Here is a 16,874-nt window from a genome sequence, read left to right as displayed (position 1 = left end):
GCTTGGCACCGCCCGCTTTCGGCCGAACCCTTGAAATTCCGTAGTCGAACGCGAACGCAAAAACCCCCGAACGCGCAAAGCACGTCGGGGGTTTCGCGGAGCGCTACGGAATCAGCCCTTGCGAGCCTTGACCTTCTCGGTCAGCTGCGGCGCGACCTTGAACAGGTCGCCGACGATGCCGAGGTCTGCGATCTCGAAGATCGGCGCCTCTTCGTCCTTGTTCACCGCGATGATCGTCTTGGACGTCTGCATACCCGCGCGGTGCTGGATCGCTCCCGAGATGCCCAATGCGATATACAGCTGCGGGGACACGGTCTTGCCGGTCTGGCCCACCTGGAACTGGCCCGGGTAGTAGCCGGAGTCGACCGCGGCGCGCGAGGCGCCGACCGCGGCGCCGAGCGAGTCGGCCAACTCCTCGACCACGTTGAAGTTCTCGGCGCTGCCGACACCACGGCCGCCCGACACCACGACGGTGGCCTCGGTGAGCTCCGGGCGGTCGCCGGCCACGGCCGGTTCGCGCTTGGTGATCTTGGTCGCGTTCTCGGCCTGCGCCGGGACCTCGACGCTGACGACCTCGCCCGCGCCGTCGGCGGGTTCAGCCTCAATGGCACCGGGGCGCACGGTGATGACGGCCAGTTCGCCGGTGGACTCGGCCTCGACGGTGTACGCGCCACCGAAGATGGAGTGGATGGCCTTGCCGCCCTCCTGGACCTCCACGACGTCGGTCAGCACACCCGCGCCGATGCGCGCGGCCAGCCGGCCCCCGATCTCCTTGCCGTCCGCGGACGCGGCCAGCACCACACCGGCCGGGCTGGCGGACTCGACGAGCGAGGCCAGCACATCCACGTACGGGGTGATGAGGTAGTTGTCGGCGTCATCGGATTCGGCGACATAGATCTTGGCCGCACCGGCGGCCTTGAGAGCGTCGGTCAGTCCTTCGGCCGTGCCCGGCTTGCCGACCACAACAGCGGCGGGCTCGCCCAATTTACGTGCGGCGGTGATCAGTTCGGCGGTGACCTTCTTCGGGGCACCTTCAGCGTGCTCGACGAGCACAAGTACTTCAGCCATTGGTCTTCGATGTCTTTCTGGGTTCTATTCGGCGAGGAAATTCGGAATGTTCTGCTCAGATGATCTTTTGAGCGACGAGGTACTCGGCAACCTTCGCGCCACCTTCGCCTTCGTCAGTGACCTTCTCGCCCGCGGTCTTCGGCGGCTTCGGGGTCGACGAGTTCACCTTCGTACCGGCGTTGGCGACGCCCACCTCATCGGCCTCGACACCGATCTCAGCCAGCGTCAGCGTCGTGACTTCCTTCTTCTTCGCGGCCATGATGCCCTTGAAGGACGGGAAGCGCGGCTCGTTGATCTTCTCGTTCACGCTGACCACAGCGGGCAGCGACGCCTCGACGGTGAAGACACCGTCGTCGGTTTCGCGCTCGCCGGTGACCTTGCCGCCCTCGACGGCCACCTTGCGCAGGTGGGTGAGCTGCGGCAGGCCCAGGTACTCGGCCACGATCGCGGGCACCGCGCCGCCGACGCCGTCGGTGGCCTCATTACCGGCGATGACCAGTTCCGTGCCTTCGATCGTGCCCAGCGCGCGGGCGAGGGCCCACCCGGTCTGGACCATGTCGGATCCGTGCATGCCCTCGTCGACGAGGTGCACCGCCTTGTCGGCGCCCATTGACAGCGCCTTGCGAATCGCTTCGGTCGCCCGCTCCGGTCCGGCTGTGAGCACCGTCACAGTTCCGCCCGCGTCACCTTCTCGCTCCTTGATCAGCAGCGCCTCCTCGACGGCGCGCTCGTTGATCTCGTCGAGCACGGCGTCGGCCGCTTCACGGTCGAGGGTGAAATCGCCGTCGGACAGCTTGCGCTCCGACCAGGTGTCAGGGACCTGCTTGATCAGGACCACGATGTTCGTCATGAGTCTGGTTCGTCCTCCTCGAAGGGGCCGATGACCGGCCCGCAATACCACGTTTCAAGCAATCACCATCATGTTACTCGCGGGTAACTTTTGGTGGTTCGCAGGAACACCATAGCTGGTCGAAGTTTGTGTTCTAGCAGCACGTAGGCGGTGAACAGTTCGCCAGTGAGCCGTTTCACGTTAGCCTGCCTTCCAATGAGCGCATTCGTCACCGATGGTCCGGACCTGCCTTTGACCGGCGAACGCACGGTTCCGGGCCTCGCGGAGGAGAACTACTGGTTCCGCCGCCATGAGGTCGTCTATGAACGGCTGGCCAGTCTTTGCGCGGATCGCGACGTTCTCGAAGCCGGCTGCGGCGAGGGCTACGGCGCCGATCTGATCGCCGATGTCGCGAACACTGTCATCGGCCTGGACTACGACGACTCGGCTGTCGCGCACGTCCGCGCCCGCTATCCGCGGGTCGACATCCGCCAGGGAAACCTGGCTGAGCTCCCGCTTGCCGACGCAGCGGTGGATGTGGTGGTCAACTTTCAGGTGATCGAACATCTCTGGGATCAAGGGCAATTCGTTGCGGAATGCCGGCGTGTGCTGCGCCCCGGCGGCGTGCTGTTGATGTCGACACCGAACCGGATCACCTTCTCTCCCGGCCGCGACACCCCGATAAACCCGTTCCACACTCGGGAACTCAATGCCAGCGAGTTGTCCGAACTGATCTCCGGCGAGGGCTTTTCGGTGGAGTCGATGCTGGGCGTGTTCCACGGGCCGAGGCTGCTCGAGCTCGACGGCCGCCACGGTGGATCGATCATCGACGCCCAGATCGCGCGTGCGCTCGCGGATGCGCCGTGGTCCGCCGATCTGCTCGATGACGTCAGCTCGGTGACGACGGCGGACTTCGACCTCGTCGACGCCGAGGACGGCGACCGCAATATCGACGACAGCCTCGACCTGGTTGCGATCGCGGTGCGGCCATGACCAGCTCGGAGCTGGTGCCCGGGCAGTTCACGCTCGTCCTCCACACCCACCTGCCCTGGCTCGCCCATCACGGACGCTGGCCCGTCGGCGAGGAGTGGCTCTATCAATCGTGGGCGGCGGCCTACATCCCGCTGATGCGTGTCCTGCGCAGGCTCGCCGCCGAGGACCGTCGCCACCTGGTGACCCTGGGCATGACGCCGGTCGTCACCGCACAACTCGACGACCCCTACTGCCTGACCGGGATGAACCACTGGCTGGCGAACTGGGGCTTGCGCGCCCTCGAGGCGACGACGCTCGGTGATCCGCTGCGGCAGTTCGGTGTTCGCGAGCGGGCCGAGGCCGAACGCGCACTCGACGACTTCTCGACACTGTGGGCGCACGGCGGCAGCCCGCTGTTGCGCGAGCTCATCGATTGCGAGGCCATCGAACTGCTCGGCGGACCGCTCTCGCATCCGTTCCAGCCGCTGTTGAATCCGCGACTGCGCGAGTTCGCCCTGAGGGAGGGCCTCGCCGACGCCCAGCAGCGGTTCGCCCATACGCCCGACGGGATTTGGGCGCCGGAATGCGCCTACGCGCCAGGGATGGAAATCGACTACGCCGCAGCAGGTATCGGCCATTTCATGGTCGACGGGCCGTCGCTGCACGGGGACACCGCGTTGGGCCGGCCGGTCGCCTCGTCGAATGTGGTGGCGTTCGGCCGTGACCTGCAGGTCAGCTATCGGGTGTGGTCACCGAAGTCCGGCTATCCGGGCCACGCCGCGTACCGCGACTTCCACACCTACGACCACACGACGGGCCTGAAACCGGCACGCGTCACAGGCCGCAACGTCGACTCCGACGCGAAGGCGCCGTACGACCCAGACCGTGCGGACAGCGCAGTCGACGGTCATGTAGCCGACTTCGTCTCGCATGTGCGCCAGCGCCTCATCAACGAGAGCGAGCGGATCGGCAGGCCCGCACACGTGATCGCGGCTTTCGACACCGAGTTGTTCGGGCATTGGTGGTACGAGGGGCCCGTCTGGCTGGAGCGGGTGTTGCGGGCGCTGCCCGAGGCCGGGGTTCGGGTCGGCACCCTGTCCGACGCCATCGCGGACGGTTTCGTAGGTTCCCCTGTCGAATTGCCGCCAAGCTCTTGGGGTTCCGGCAAGGACTGGCAGGTGTGGGCCGGCGAGCAGGTGGCTGACCTCGTCCAGTTGAACAGCGAAGTCGTCGACACCGCACTGACGACAGTGGACAAGGCGCTCGGTGACACCGACACCCCGCCGAGCCGTAACTTCGTCGCCGACCAGATCCTGCGCGAAACGCTGCTGACGGTCTCCAGCGACTGGCCGTTCATGGTCAGCAAGGACTCGGCCGCGGATTATGCGCGGTATCGCGCACACCTGCACGCCCACGCCACCCGCGAGATCGCCCTCGCGATGGCGTCCGGCCGCGAGGAGCACGCACAACGACTCGCCAACGGATGGAACCGGGCTGACGGACTGTTCGGTGCGCTCGACGCGAGGCGTCTGCCGCGATGAATCCTCACTTCCCCACCGCGAGCGACCGTGTCTGTACACCGACACGCCGTGTTAGGTGTGCTTTTTGGGGTCTCTCGCGCAGGAGTGAGCGACCGTGAAAATCCTGATGGTGTCGTGGGAATACCCGCCGGTGGTCATCGGCGGACTAGGACGCCACGTGCATCACCTCGCGACGGCGCTCGCCGAGGCCGGCCACGAGGTCGTGGTACTCAGCCGCCGTCAGTCCGGTACGGACCCCAGCACGCACCCGTCGACCGACGAGATCGCCGAGGGCGTAAGGGTTGTCGCCGCGGCGCAGGATCCGCACGAGTTCGACTTCGGCACCGACATGATGGCCTGGACGCTGGCGATGGGCCATGCGATGGTCCGGACCGGATTGGCGATCAAGGGTCCCCGCGCCAAGCCATGGCGACCCGACGTGGTGCACGCCCATGACTGGCTCGTCGCGCATCCCGCGATCGCGCTGGCCGAATACTTCGACGTCCCCCTCGTATCCACCATCCACGCGACCGAGGCGGGCAGGCATTCGGGGTGGGTGTCGGGAGCGATCAGCCGACAGGTGCACGCCGTCGAGTCGTGGCTGGTTCACGAATCCGACTCGCTGATCACGTGTTCGGTATCGATGAGCGACGAGATCACCGAGCTGTTCGGACCGGGTCTCGCCGAGACCCGGGTCATCCGCAACGGAATCGATGCCGCGCGCTGGCCGTTCGCAAAACGGCGTCCGCGTACCGGGCCGCCTCACCTGGTGTTCGTGGGTCGCCTCGAATACGAGAAGGGCATCCACGACCTGATCGCGGCGATGCCCCGCATCCGGCGCCACCATCCCGGTACGACGTTGACGGTGGCGGGCACCGGCACGCAGCAGACGTGGCTCGTCCAGCAGGCGCGAAAGCACAAGGTGCTCAAGGCCACAACGTTCGTCGGCCATCTCGATCACGAGCAGCTCGTGCGACTGTTGCACACCGCCGACGCCGCCGTGCTGCCCAGCCACTACGAACCGTTCGGCATCGTTGCTCTCGAGGCGGCCGCGACGGGTATTCCATTGGTGACGTCTGACGTCGGCGGCCTGGGCGAGGCGGTGATCGACGGTCAGACCGGAACGTCGTTCGCCCCGCGCGATATCGCCGGCCTGGCCGCGGCGGTACGCACCGTGCTCGATCACCCCGATCGGGCACAACGCATGGCGGTCGCCGCACGGGAACGCCTTAATGCGGCCTTCACCTGGCACACCGTTGCAGACGAGACCGCCCAGGTCTACGTGGCCGCCAAACGTGGTGAGCGCCAACCTCATCGGCGCCGCCCCATCGTCGAACACGCCCTGCCCGATCGCTAGGTCATCGTATCCGTCAGACCCCTAGCCGCAGCCGCTCGGCGCCCAGGCCGTCGACACCGTGGTAGGCGAAGCGACTCCACAGCCCGCGCATCCGCACGGCAAGTTCGTGATCCACCGGATTTGGGTGGGGGCCCAACATCGGCGCGCCCGCCCACGCGGACCCCGTACCCAGCAGCAACGGCAGATCCATGCAGTGGCAGGCGCCCAACGGCGCGTCTCGAGGCGACCAGTCGAGCCGGTACACCGATGCGCGACCCCCCTCGCTTCGCCACCGATCGGCGAACCGGCGTGCAGGCCCGTCGAAGATTTGACGAGTCATCGTTGCCGAGGCCACGCGCGCGGCGGGCTTCGCGAACGGTCCCAGTGCGCGCAACCGCGACGCTCGTGGACTGATTTCGACGAACGGGGCGGCGTCGAGCCTGGTGCAGCCGACGAGCAGGTCGACCGTTCGCGCCACGCGCGCGATCCGGGCGGATACTTCACCTGCCGCCGGAAGCGGATCGACACCCAGCAACGGCCCAAAGGCCATTCCGCTGACGAGGCCGAACCGCTGCGCCGCCACCACGGCCGCAACCTGCGCGCGATGCAGTTCGTCCACGCCCGCCGCGAAAGGGTCAGTGTCGCCCAGCGATTCCGCGGCGGCCGCCCGCATCGCCGCCGTCATTTCGTCTCGGCCCTCACGCATACCCAGCGGCGCGCTCTGGATGATCGCGCGCGAGTACAGGCCGTCGGCGGCCTCCGACAGCATCAGCGAGTACACCGAGTCGCCGCCTGCGGACTGCCCGAACAACGTGATGCGCGCCGGGTCACCACCGAATGCGGCGATGTTGTCGTGCACCCACCGCAGCGCCAGTAGCTGATCGCGCAGACCGAGATTGTCTTCGGCCACGCCACGAGGGGTGCAGTAGCCGAAGATGCCGAGCCGGTAGCTGACGGTGACCACCACGACGCGGCCCTCGCCGACGAGGTCGTCGGGATCGTAGTTCGGGGACTCACCGCTTCCGGAGACATAGGCGCCGCCGTGGAACCAAACCATCACCGGCAGCCCGTCGGCATCGCTGGGAGCGGTGACGCTGAGAACCTGGCAGTCCTCGCTGTGGTGCAGACCCTCGATGACCGGACCTGTCACGAACACCAGCCGTGACGGCAGTTGCGGACACACGGGCCCGCGCACGGTGAGCTCGCGGGGTCCGTCCCAGCGGGCGGGCGACATCGGCGAGACGAACCGGCTCGCGCTGGCGTAAGGCACACCACGCGCTCGTACAAGCACACCATCGTCTTCGATCAAGGCAGGGCCCGTCGACAGATCGACGCGCCGCAACGACGACTGCGAGTTCGTTAGCGCGCGGCTTTCTTGCGTTCGATGTCGGCTAGAGCGGCGGCGAGCTCGGCGCGCTGGGCTGCCGACGTCTCCCACGACAGCTTGCGGTTCTTGACGATCTTCGCCGGCGCGCCGACGGCGATCGAGAAGTCCGGAATCTCGCCTTTGACCACGGCGTGTGACCCCAGCACGCAACCACGTCCGATCATCGTGTTACGCAGGATCGTCACCTTGGTCGCGACCCAGGTGTCGGGTCCGATCCGTACCGGCCCTTTGACGATGCCCTGGTCCTTGATCGGCAGCTCGATGCTGTCCATCCGATGGTCGAAGTCGCAGACATACACCCAGTCCGCCATCAGCACGGAGTCACCGAGTTCGATGTCGAGATAGGTGTTGATCACGTTGTCTCTGCCCAGGACGACCTTGTCGCCGAAACGCAGCGAGCCTTCGTGGCAGCGGATCGTGTTCTTGTCGCCGATGTGCACCCAGCGACCGATCTCCATCGTCGACAACTCCGGCGTCGCCTGGATCTCCACGCCCTTGCCGAGGAACACCATGCCGCGGGTGATGATGTGCGGATTGGCAAGCTTGAACTTCAGCAGCCGCCAGTAACGCACGAGGTACCACGGCGTGTAGGCCCGATTGGCGATGACCCATTTCAGCGAGGCCATGGTGAGGAACTTGGCCTGGCGCGGGTCGCGCAGCCGCGAACCCCGCCACCGCTTGTGTAGCGGCGCGCCCCACATCGTCGTCATGGCCGGAAAGCCTACGCGAGCCGTTCGGCGCCGAACGGTTACCCTCACTGGGACTTCCAAGGCCTTCTTGAACGAAACCGAAAGGGCGCAGTGTTCCGGCGATCGATCGTGCTGGCGTCAACAGTGCTGATCATGGCCGCATTGGCGGGATGCGGGAACACCGACAGTTGGGTCGAGTCCCATCCCGCGTCGGGCTGGCCCGCCCAGTACGGCGACGCCCGCAACAGCAGCTACGAATCGACCGCGGGCGCCGACGGGTTGCGGCTGGAGTGGACGCGCTCGGTCAAGGGCGAACTCGCCGCCTCGGTAGCGCTGGGATCCGGCAGCTACCTGGCCGTGAACGCGCAAACCCCGGCGGGCTGCTCGCTGATGGTGTGGGAGACCGACAATCGTGCCCGGCAGCGCTGGTGCACCCGCTTGGCGCAGGGGCCGGGTACCGAGGGCCCGCTCTCCGGTCCTCTTTTCGATGGTTTCGACAACCTCTACGTCGGTCAGCCCGGTGCCATGCTCTCGTTCCCGCCGACGCAGTGGATCCGGTGGCGTCAACCCGTCATCGGGATGCCGACCACGCCGCGGATCTTGGCTCCGGGCCACCTGCTGGTGGTCACGCACCTGGGCCAGGTGCTGGTGTTCGACGCCCAGAAGGGTGTGGTCGACGGATCTCCCCTGGATCTCGTCGCCGGTGTCGACCCCAAGGATCCCGAGCGCGGACTCGCCGACTGCCGCCCTGCCCGTCCGCGCTGCCCGGTGGCGGCCGCACCGGCCTTCGCGGAGCAGACCGGAAGCGTCGTGCTCAGCCTGTGGGAGCCGGACACCGACGCTCCCGTTCTTGTCGGGTTGCGCTACCGCCCAGGACAGAACCCGATGATCACGCGCGAGTGGACCAGCGACGCCGTCGGCGGCGGTCCGCTCGCCAGCCCGGTGCTGTCCGCGGACGGATCGACCGTGTACGTCAACGGACGCGACGAACACCTGTGGGCGATCAACACCGACAATGGTGAGCCGAAATGGTCGGTCCCACTGGACTATCTGGCGCAGACGCCCCCGTCGGTGTCACCTGACGGGCTGATCGTGGCCGGCGGTGGACCCGGCGCGAAGCTGATGGGCATCAAGGATTCCGGTGACCGGGGCGAGGTGGAGTGGACCCGCGACGACGTCGCACCGCTGACGACATCGAGTCAGTCCGGCGCACACACGGCTTACGCAGTCGCACGCGACGGGGAAACCGGTCAGGCGTTGCTCGTGTTCGACCCGGCCGACGGCCGCACCCTCAACCGCTATCCACTGCCCAACGCGGGCGGCTGGCCCGTCGGTGTCTCCATCGGACATGACCGCCGCGTCGTCACCGCGACAAGCGAAGGCCGCGTATACGGATTCGCGCCGGCTTAGAGCGCCAGCATCGGCGCGAGAGCCGCGCGCGGCACCGATGCCTGGACCGGTCCCGCCGATTCCGCGAGCATCTGGCCCTGGCTGAAGAAGAACAGCACCTTGTCATCGGTCAGCGCGAAGGTCTGGTAATTGGCCGGATCGAGTCCCACGCTCTGCGGTATCGCGTTCAGCACCCCCTGCGTTCTGAACAGGTCGTCGTTCACCGCGGGGTAGATCACGTCGAGCGGTTTGGTGCCCGGTTTGAACAGCGAGTCGAACGTGATGGGCGCCTTGGTGGCGAGGTTCCAGTTGAACGACTCGTAGTAGGTCTGCGGACGCGCGCCGCCGACGTTCTGGTACACCTCGAACACCAGACTCTCGGTGCCGACCAGGGGCAACCCCGAACGGTAGCCGGTGCCCTTGGCGTCGAGCACATAAGGCAGGCCGCGTGAGCCGGGCATCTCCGAGACGTTGACGAAGCCGACGCGCGCCTGCGTCAGGTAGTCGGCCACCGCTTGCTGATCCGGGTACTGCGCCGGGAAGGTGAAGTCGAGGAGGTACGTGTCGTTTTCGGCGTGCACCGCACAGGTTTGGTCCGGGCCCACGGTACCGCCCAACTCGGCGCATGCCGACTGAGCCATCGCTGTCGGAGTGCCGATGGTGCCGGTCACGGCACACGCCGCCATGACGGCGGCCGCCACCTTGAGAATGCGCATCGTTGGACGTCCTCGCAGCCGGCTCCGGCTCGACCGCCGGTGCATCACTGTCAGGGTACGTGGACTTTGCGCGGACGGCCGAACGGCAGAAATTCAGCGAGAAGGACGGCAGATGAATGCCGTTGCCCTACTTGCGGCCCCAGCACCGAGGCGGGTGATCACCACCGAGACCGCCTGCGCGCCGCGCAGTCTGAGCCGCCTTCGCAGCGCGTCGGGATCGACATCGACACCGCGGACCAGGATTTCGACTGCGCCCACGTCGCGGCCCGAAAGCGCCTGACGCAGGCGGCGTTCGCTGTAGCCGAGTTCCTCGAGCACCTCGAAACCACGGACCCCGGTCGGCAACCGATCACCGGACAGGTAGGCGATATCAGCGTCGAGTTGCCACAACCCATGTCTGGCGCCGTAGTGGCGCACCAGGCCCGCGCGGACCACCGCGCCGTCGGGATCGACAATCCATCGACCGGCCGGCGCGATTGTGCAGTCGTCGGGGTCGGCGTCGGTGATCTCCTCCCCCGTGTCGAGCATGCTGGCTCGGCGGGTCACGCCGGGCGCCGCCAGTCCCGTCGACCACAGGCACGCTTCGCGCACACCGCCGCCGACCGACGTCACCTCGATTTCGCCGGAGAAACCCAGCTGCTTGATCCCGTCGAAATCGATTCCCGGCGCGCACTTTACGGCGAAATCCCGGCCGCGGTACACGTCGAGCAGCACATCGAGTCCCGGGGTGTAGTCCCGCGGATCGAACCGGCGCCGTCCGCCGCTGCGGCGTGCCGGGTCGAGCAGGACGACGGCCGACGTGGTGATCGGCCGCAGCGCGTCGGCCCGGCACACATCCACGCCGACCACGTTGTTCCGTGCCATCGCCAACCGGACCGGGTCGAGATCGCTGCCGACGAGAGCGGTTGCGCAGTTTCGCAGCGCGGCAAGTTCGGTGCCGACGGAACACGTCGCGTCGTGCACCACCGCGCCCGACAAGCGTCGGGCGCGGTGAGCGGCGACGCGCTGCGCCGTCGCCTGCTGCAGCGCCTCGTCGGTGAACAGCCAGTCTCCGGGATCGTCGAACTTCGCCGCGGCCCTGCGCCGCAACAGCGTCGTTTCCACCAGAACAGCGGACCATTCACCGAAACGCTTACGCGCCGTGGCGATATCGGCGACCAATGTGGTATCGGTGAGCCGCAGGTCAGCGACTTCGCGCAGCGCCTGCTTGCCGACGGCGCTGCACAGGTACTCGACGTCGTCGAGCCGAAAATCTACGACGGCTTGACCCCGGTGACCATCACGTTGTAGAACCAGCCCTTGGGGACGACCTGCCGCCACAGGTTGTTGTCAACCCAACTCAACGCGATCCAGCTGTTGAAGGCGAATTTCGCGTAGCCCCAACCCAGCCGGCCGGGCGGCACTGCGGCCTCGAGCGTGCGCAACGGCCAGCCGAGCATCGCAGCGGTGAATTCCGTTGTGGCAGTCGATACCTCGACGGCCCCCGCGCTGTGTGCCATACGCTCCAAGTCGCCGGGAGAAAAAGTGTGCAAGTCGACGATCGCTTCCAACGCGGCCGCTCGTGAGGACTCATCGAGCTCCTCCTGCGGGCGGCGCCAACTCGACAGCCCCGGCAGTTTCGTCAGGTTCGTCACCGCGCGCCACGTCAACGTCGACAACGGCCGCGCGTAGTTCTCACCGGCGTTGCTCGGCTCGCCCGCGAAGATGAACCGGCCGCCGGGCTTGAGCACCCGCACGACCTCACGCAGCGACAACTCGACGTCCGGGATGTGATGCAACACCGCGTGGCCGACGACAAGGTCGAAGGTGTCATCGTCGTACGGAATGCCTTCTGCGTCGGCAACCCGACCGTCGATTTCGAGGCCGAGGTTCTCGCCGTTGCGCAGGGCCACCTTCACCATGCCCGGCGACAAGTCGGTGACCGAGCCGCGGCGCGCCACCCCCGCCTGGATCAGGTTGAGGAGGAAAAAACCGCTACCGCAGCCGAGCTCGAGCGCACGGTCGTAGGGCAAGTTGCGCAGCTCGTCCTCGGGCACCGTCGCGTCGAACAGATCGCGGGCATAATCAACGCAGCGCTTGTCGTAGGAGATCGACCACTTGTCGTCGTACGACTCGGCCTCCCAATCGTGGTACAGCACCTGGGCGAGCTTGGAGTCGTGGCGCGCCGCCTCGACCTGCTCCGCGGTGGCGTGCGGGTTGGGAACCGGAGCGGCGTCAGAACTCGTCATAACAGGGCAGCCTAAAGGTCGAAGGCGGCCTTGGCGGCAGCCAGTACCTGAGCTGGGTGTTCGACGAACCGCTGCGCCCACGCCAGGGCCGCGTCGTACACGCCGTCGGGCGCGACCATCTCGTCGATCAGGCCCAGTGCCAGCGCCTCCTTGGCGTCCATGAACCGCCCGCTGAACACCATGTCCTTGGCCTTGGACAGGCCGACCGTGCTGACCAGCCGCGACGTGCCACCCGCGGGCGCCAGTCCGGCGAGAATCTCGGTCACCCCGAACCTGACGTTGTCGCCGGCGACCCGCCAGTCCGCGGCCAGCGACAGGTTCAGTCCGCCGCCCAGCGCGTACCCCGTGATCGCGGCGACCGTCGGCCTGGGGATCGCGGCGAGCGCGTCGACCGCGCCCCGGCACACCCGGGCCGCCTCTGCGGATTCGGCGCCGTTGAGCAGCGACCGCTCGGGTACGTCGTCGCCGGCGGAGAAGATCTCGTGACCACCGAAGATGATGACGGCGCGGACGTCCTCGCGACCGCCGATATCCGCCGCGGCCGCTTCGAGCTCGCGGTACACCTGCCGGGTGAGCGCGTTGGTCGGCGGACGGGACAGCAGCAGCGTCGCGATACCCGGGTGCTGCTCGCTGGTGTGGACGGATACGAACTCGCTCATGCCGACGGTGCGTCCCGGCTGTAGCCGTCGGGCGCGCGACGGTTGCGTGCGGCGTTGTACCGGTCGCTGTTGAAGAACTCGATCTCCCAGTTGCCGGTGTCCGTATCGGCCGCCAGATGCGGCTCGACCGGCACGATCTTGCGCTCCACGGCAAGCACTTCGGCGACTGTGCGCCCGTTGAGTGAATCGAGCTGGGTCCACGTGGGCGGGAGCAGAAACGACTTGCCCTCGGCGAACTCGTCGAGACCGGCCTGCGGCGTGCTCCAGAACGCCTTATCGGTTTCGGTGTTCTCACCGTCGGCCCGCTGGCCTTCCGGTAGCGCACCCACGAAGAAGTAGGTGTCGTAGCGGCGGGTGCGCTCCTCCTTGGGCGTCACCCAATTCGCCCACGGCCGAAGCAGATCCGCGCGCAGCACCAGCTTCTCGCTACGCAGGAAATCGGCGAAGGACAGCGAGTGATTCGCCAGCGCCGTACGGGCATCGCCGTAGATCGACGCGTCACTGACGATGCCGTCGGGATCGTCGGCGGGCCCGGCGAACAACACACCGGACTCTTCGAAGGTCTCCCGCGCCGCGGCGCACACCAGCGCTTCAGCCAGATCGGGCGCGACGGCGAATCGTTCCGCCCACCAGGTGGGTTCGGGCCCGTACCAGGCGATGTCGGCGTTGCGGTCGCGGTCGTCGACGCCGCCGCCCGGGAACACCATCACGCCGGCGACGAAGTCCATCGCCGAGTGCCGCCGCATCAGAAAAACCTTGATCCCGGCCGCGGTGTCGCGGACCAGCATGACCGTCGCGGCCGGTCTCGGGACCAGTGGATCTTGCGTTTGATCCCCAGTCACTTCGTTCCTACCCTCCGAAAAGTCATGCTCGCCTCCTGTGCGCCGCGCGGCTTCTTGCCCGACGCGCGAAGTAGCGTCCGTCGGCCTTTTCGAGAAGGATCGACTGGCCGAACGCCGTGGACAGATTCTCGGCGGTCAGGACGTCGGGAAGCAGGCCGGAGTCGACGACTTTGCCCTCCGACAGGATCAGACCGTGGGAGAAACCGCGCGGGATCTCCTCGACGTGGTGGGTGACGAGCACCAGCGCCGGAGAGTCCGGGTCGAGAGCCAGGTCCTCCAATCGCGCAAGCAGGTCTTCGCGACCGCCGAGATCGAGGCCCGCCGCGGGCTCGTCGAGCAGAAGCAATTCGGGATCGGTCATCATCGACCGCGCGATCAGCACGCGCTTGCGCTCCCCCTCGGACAGCGTGCCGTAGGCGCGCTCGGCGAGATGCTCGGCGCCGACGCTCTCCAGCATGTCGATCGCCTGCTCGTAGTCGATGTCGTCGTAGCGCTCCCGCCACCGGCCCATCACCGAGTAACCGGCCGACACGACCAGGTCTCGGACCACCTCATCGTCGGGCACCCGCTGCGAAAGCGCGGAACTGCTCAACCCGACGCGGGACCGCAACTCCGCCATGTCGGTCCTGCCGAGGCGCTCACCGAGGACCAGCGCGGTACCCGAGGACGGATGCTCCATCGCGGCGGCGATTCGTAGGAGTGACGTCTTGCCCGCGCCGTTGGGGCCGATGACCACCCAGCGTTCGTCGAGTTCGACCGACCACGTGATGGGCCCCACCAGAACCTGGCCGCCGCGGCGCAGAGACACCTTGGCGAAGTCGATCAGCAGGTCGGGGTCGGCTGTATCTCCTTCGACGACTGGCACCTGCCCATCGTAGTGTGGCGAATTCGGCGCGCTGACGCACCGCTGCGGACTGTATGCGCGCCCAATTCGCTCGCCTGTGCGACGTTGGCCCACCCGCTCACGGCAAGAATCGGCTTCGGCGTGATGCGCACGAAGAATTGGACAAGCGGACCGATGCCGAACGCGTAGAGCACGGTGCCGACACCGACCGTGCCGCCGAGCAGCCATCCGATCGCGAGCACGGACGCCTCGATCGACGTGCGAACCAATCGCACGGACAGACCAGTTCGCACGACCAGTCCAGTCATCAGGCCATCGCGGGGACCCGGACCGAGCCCGGCCCCGACATAGAGCACCGTGCTGAACGCGTTGAGCACGACAGCGCCGACCATCATCGCGATACGCGCCGGCATCGACGTCGGCGCCTGCATCAGCAGCAGACCGAGGTCGACCGTGATCGCTATGACGATGACGTTGGCGATGGTGCCGATGCCGGGCCGGTTCCGCAGCGGTATCCACGCCAGCAGCACGACAACGCCGACCACCGCCGACGCGATGCCGATCGTCATGCCCGTGTGCAGGGCCAACCCTTGGTGGAACACATCCCAGGGGTCGAGTCCGAGCCCGGAGCGCACCATCATCGCCATGGAGAAGCCGTAACCGGCGAGGCCGACCAGCAGCGCCGTACCGCGAAGCGACCCTCGCGTCAGCAAGCCCGTCACGAGTGATGCGGGAAGCGCATGCGGATGAGCTCCACTTCGCGCGCCATGCGCTCGGCATCGCGGTCCAGGAAGTCAACGCATCCGGCCGGCGCCTGCCAGCTGAACATCCTCGCCAGTTCGCGGCCCAGTTTTGATATCCAATTCGTTCTCACACTTCGATAATCCGGTCGACTGGCTTGCTCATCAATAGCCAGTTAGCGCATACTGGCTTGCAAATGACCGTAGAAATGGCCGCCAGAGCGCTCGATGTGGACCTCTTGGCCCGCGAATTGGGGAATTGGCGTACGTCCAGTCAAAGTGGACCTGCCTACCAGGGACTGGCCGACGCTATCCGGTTGCTGATCATCGACGGTCGGGTACCGGTCGGCGCACGACTGCCCAGCGAGCGCACGCTCGCCGATGTGCTGCGGGTCTCGCGCACGACGGTCACCGCCGCCTTCACGCAACTTCGCGAGGACGGCTATCTCAACGCTCGGCGAGGGGCCAGGAGCACGACGGCACTGCCGGTCGCGCCCTCGGTCAGGAACGAAGGCATGCCGACCGCGCTGAGTCTTGCCGCGGCCGCGCTGTCCGCCCCCGCCGCCGCCGTCATGGAGGCGTTCGTCGACGCCACCCGCGACGTCACGCCGTACCTGCACGAACCGGGACATGAACTCGTCGGAGTGAGCGCGCTGCGTCAGGCGATCGCTGAAAGATATTGCGAGCGTGGCCTTCCCACCGATCCCGAAGAGGTGCTGGTGACGACGGGGGCGCTGCACGCGATCTCGTTGATCCTGACGACGTACGTGCAGCCGGGCGACCGCGTGCTGGTCGAGCAGCCCACCTATCACGGCGCACTGTCCGCCATCACGACCGCAGGGGCGCGACCGGTCCCGGTTGCGATGACCGAGTCCGGCTGGGAGCTCGACGCCGTGCAGGCGGCGGTCCACCAGCTCGCCCCGAATCTGGCGTACTTCATCCCGGACAACCAGAACCCCACTGGGCTCACCATGCCCGTGGAGGACCGGAAACGCTTGGCCCGCATCATCGCCGAGACACGCACCCGCACGGTCATCGACGAGACGATCCTCGACATGTGGCTGGACGAGCCGATGCCGACTCCCATGGCGGCATTCATGACGACGCGACGCGACCTGGTCATGACCGTCGGCTCGATGTCGAAGTCGTTCTGGGGAGGATTGCGCGTCGGCTGGATCCGCGCCGAGCGCGCCACCATCGCGACGATCGCTGCGTTGCGGCCGTCGATCGACATGGGTACTCCGGTGCTCGAACAGTTCGCCGCGGCAAGGCTTCTCGGCTCCCGCGACGAGATCCTGCCTGAGCGCCGCGAGATCCTGCGGACCCGTCGCGCCCTGCTGCAGTCGCTGCTGAGTCGTCACCTGCCCGACTGGGAGCCCGGCACAGGCGTCGGCGGTATGTCGCTGTGGGTGCGTCTGCCCGCGCCGATGAGCACCGCGCTTTCGGCGGCCGCCTCGCGGCTGGGCCTCGACCTGCCCGCGGGGCCGCGCTTCGGGGTCGACGGGACGCTGGAACGATTCGTGCGCATCCCATACGCGCTGCCCGAGGAGCAGCTCGCCGAAGCCATCGAACTGCTGGCCCGTGCGTGGCACAGCATCACGGGGTCGGCAACACCGGAGCCGACGACCGTCGTCGTCTAGATCTCCGCGCGTGGG

Annotated in this window: 17 protein-coding genes; 5 read left to right on the top strand and 12 right to left on the bottom strand. The window is 67.2% G+C overall.

What is annotated here, in order from left to right; all coding sequences use genetic code 11:
- Positions 1 to 111: 111 nt before the first annotated feature.
- Positions 112 to 1,068: an electron transfer flavoprotein subunit alpha/FixB family protein gene (locus tag G6N42_RS02665; protein ID WP_163725687.1), complete on the bottom strand. Its 957-nt coding sequence runs from the start codon at positions 1,066 to 1,068 to the stop codon at positions 112 to 114.
- Between the two features lie 55 nt (positions 1,069 to 1,123).
- Entirely contained in the window at positions 1,124 to 1,918 is a 795-nt protein-coding gene (locus tag G6N42_RS02660; RefSeq protein ID WP_163725684.1) for an electron transfer flavoprotein subunit beta/FixA family protein, read from the bottom strand.
- Between the two features lie 195 nt (positions 1,919 to 2,113).
- Between G6N42_RS02660 and G6N42_RS02655 the strand changes: the two genes are divergently transcribed.
- The 3 genes from G6N42_RS02655 to G6N42_RS02645 all read left to right on the top strand — a co-directional run bounded on the left by G6N42_RS02655 (position 2,114) and on the right by G6N42_RS02645 (position 5,746).
- Positions 2,114 to 2,890 carry a class I SAM-dependent methyltransferase gene (locus G6N42_RS02655; protein WP_163725681.1) on the top strand — a complete coding sequence of 259 codons (777 nt, stop codon included), beginning with the start codon at positions 2,114 to 2,116 and terminating at the stop codon, positions 2,888 to 2,890.
- The gene (locus tag G6N42_RS02650) at positions 2,887 to 4,410 is read left to right on the top strand and encodes a 1,4-alpha-glucan branching protein domain-containing protein (RefSeq protein WP_163725678.1); all 1,524 of its coding nucleotides are present in this window, start codon (positions 2,887 to 2,889) and stop codon (positions 4,408 to 4,410) included. Before G6N42_RS02655 ends, G6N42_RS02650 begins: the two co-directional genes overlap by 4 nt.
- Before the next feature lie 94 nt (positions 4,411 to 4,504).
- On the top strand, positions 4,505 to 5,746 hold the full coding sequence (locus tag G6N42_RS02645) for a glycosyltransferase family 4 protein (protein ID WP_163725675.1): 1,242 nt from the start codon (positions 4,505 to 4,507) through the stop codon (positions 5,744 to 5,746).
- Between the two features lie 13 nt (positions 5,747 to 5,759).
- On the opposite strand, the gene G6N42_RS02640 is transcribed toward G6N42_RS02645, so the two are convergent.
- Both G6N42_RS02640 and G6N42_RS02635 read right to left on the bottom strand, forming a co-directional pair.
- The gene (locus tag G6N42_RS02640) at positions 5,760 to 6,995 is read right to left on the bottom strand and encodes a carboxylesterase family protein (RefSeq protein ID WP_232076064.1); all 1,236 of its coding nucleotides are present in this window, start codon (positions 6,993 to 6,995) and stop codon (positions 5,760 to 5,762) included.
- An 89-nt stretch (positions 6,996 to 7,084) separates the two neighbouring features.
- Positions 7,085 to 7,822: an acyltransferase gene (locus tag G6N42_RS02635; RefSeq protein ID WP_163725668.1), complete on the bottom strand. Its 738-nt coding sequence runs from the start codon at positions 7,820 to 7,822 to the stop codon at positions 7,085 to 7,087.
- Positions 7,823 to 7,912: 90 nt separating this feature from the next.
- Between G6N42_RS02635 and G6N42_RS02630 the strand changes: the two genes are divergently transcribed.
- Positions 7,913 to 9,211: an outer membrane protein assembly factor BamB family protein gene (locus tag G6N42_RS02630; protein WP_197905517.1), complete on the top strand. Its 1,299-nt coding sequence runs from the start codon at positions 7,913 to 7,915 to the stop codon at positions 9,209 to 9,211.
- Here the strand turns inward: G6N42_RS02630 and G6N42_RS02625 are convergent.
- The 8 genes from G6N42_RS02625 to G6N42_RS02590 all read right to left on the bottom strand — a co-directional run bounded on the left by G6N42_RS02625 (position 9,208) and on the right by G6N42_RS02590 (position 15,353).
- Positions 9,208 to 9,906: an esterase gene (locus tag G6N42_RS02625; RefSeq protein ID WP_163725665.1), complete on the bottom strand. Its 699-nt coding sequence runs from the start codon at positions 9,904 to 9,906 to the stop codon at positions 9,208 to 9,210. The genes G6N42_RS02630 and G6N42_RS02625 overlap by 4 nt on opposite strands.
- Positions 9,907 to 9,999: 93 nt before the next feature.
- A complete protein-coding gene (locus tag G6N42_RS02620) occupies positions 10,000 to 11,202 on the bottom strand; it encodes a THUMP-like domain-containing protein (RefSeq protein WP_434059606.1) in 1,203 nt (400 codons plus the stop codon).
- The gene (locus tag G6N42_RS02615; protein WP_163725659.1) at positions 11,160 to 12,134 is read right to left on the bottom strand and encodes a class I SAM-dependent methyltransferase; all 975 of its coding nucleotides are present in this window, start codon (positions 12,132 to 12,134) and stop codon (positions 11,160 to 11,162) included. The genes G6N42_RS02620 and G6N42_RS02615 overlap by 43 nt, the downstream gene beginning before the upstream one ends.
- Positions 12,135 to 12,145: 11 nt before the next feature.
- Positions 12,146 to 12,793, bottom strand: a complete 648-nt coding sequence (locus G6N42_RS02610) for an enoyl-CoA hydratase (protein ID WP_163725656.1) — start codon at positions 12,791 to 12,793, stop codon at positions 12,146 to 12,148.
- Complete coding sequence (locus G6N42_RS02605; RefSeq protein ID WP_174262204.1) at positions 12,790 to 13,581, bottom strand: NUDIX hydrolase; 792 nt, start codon at positions 13,579 to 13,581, stop codon at positions 12,790 to 12,792. The genes G6N42_RS02610 and G6N42_RS02605 overlap by 4 nt, the downstream gene beginning before the upstream one ends.
- A gap of 76 nt (positions 13,582 to 13,657) precedes the next feature.
- A complete protein-coding gene (locus G6N42_RS02600) occupies positions 13,658 to 14,500 on the bottom strand; it encodes an ABC transporter ATP-binding protein (RefSeq protein ID WP_163725650.1) in 843 nt (280 codons plus the stop codon).
- Positions 14,458 to 15,189, bottom strand: a complete 732-nt coding sequence (yczE, locus tag G6N42_RS02595; RefSeq protein ID WP_410506616.1) for a membrane protein YczE — start codon at positions 15,187 to 15,189, stop codon at positions 14,458 to 14,460. The genes G6N42_RS02600 and yczE overlap by 43 nt, the downstream gene beginning before the upstream one ends.
- A gap of 8 nt (positions 15,190 to 15,197) precedes the next feature.
- A complete protein-coding gene (locus tag G6N42_RS02590) occupies positions 15,198 to 15,353 on the bottom strand; it encodes a hypothetical protein (RefSeq protein WP_232076063.1) in 156 nt (51 codons plus the stop codon).
- Between the two features lie 63 nt (positions 15,354 to 15,416).
- Between G6N42_RS02590 and yczR the strand changes: the two genes are divergently transcribed.
- Positions 15,417 to 16,859, top strand: coding sequence for a MocR-like transcription factor YczR (gene yczR, locus G6N42_RS02585; protein ID WP_163725643.1), 1,443 nt, complete (start codon positions 15,417 to 15,419; stop codon positions 16,857 to 16,859).
- The last annotated feature ends 15 nt before the right edge of the window (positions 16,860 to 16,874 follow it).

The sequence above is a fragment of the Mycobacterium gallinarum genome (genome assembly GCF_010726765.1).
Lineage (GTDB): Bacteria > Actinomycetota > Actinomycetes > Mycobacteriales > Mycobacteriaceae > Mycobacterium > Mycobacterium gallinarum.
Note: the sequence above shows the minus strand (reverse complement) of the source record. Positions and strands in the feature narration are given on the sequence as shown.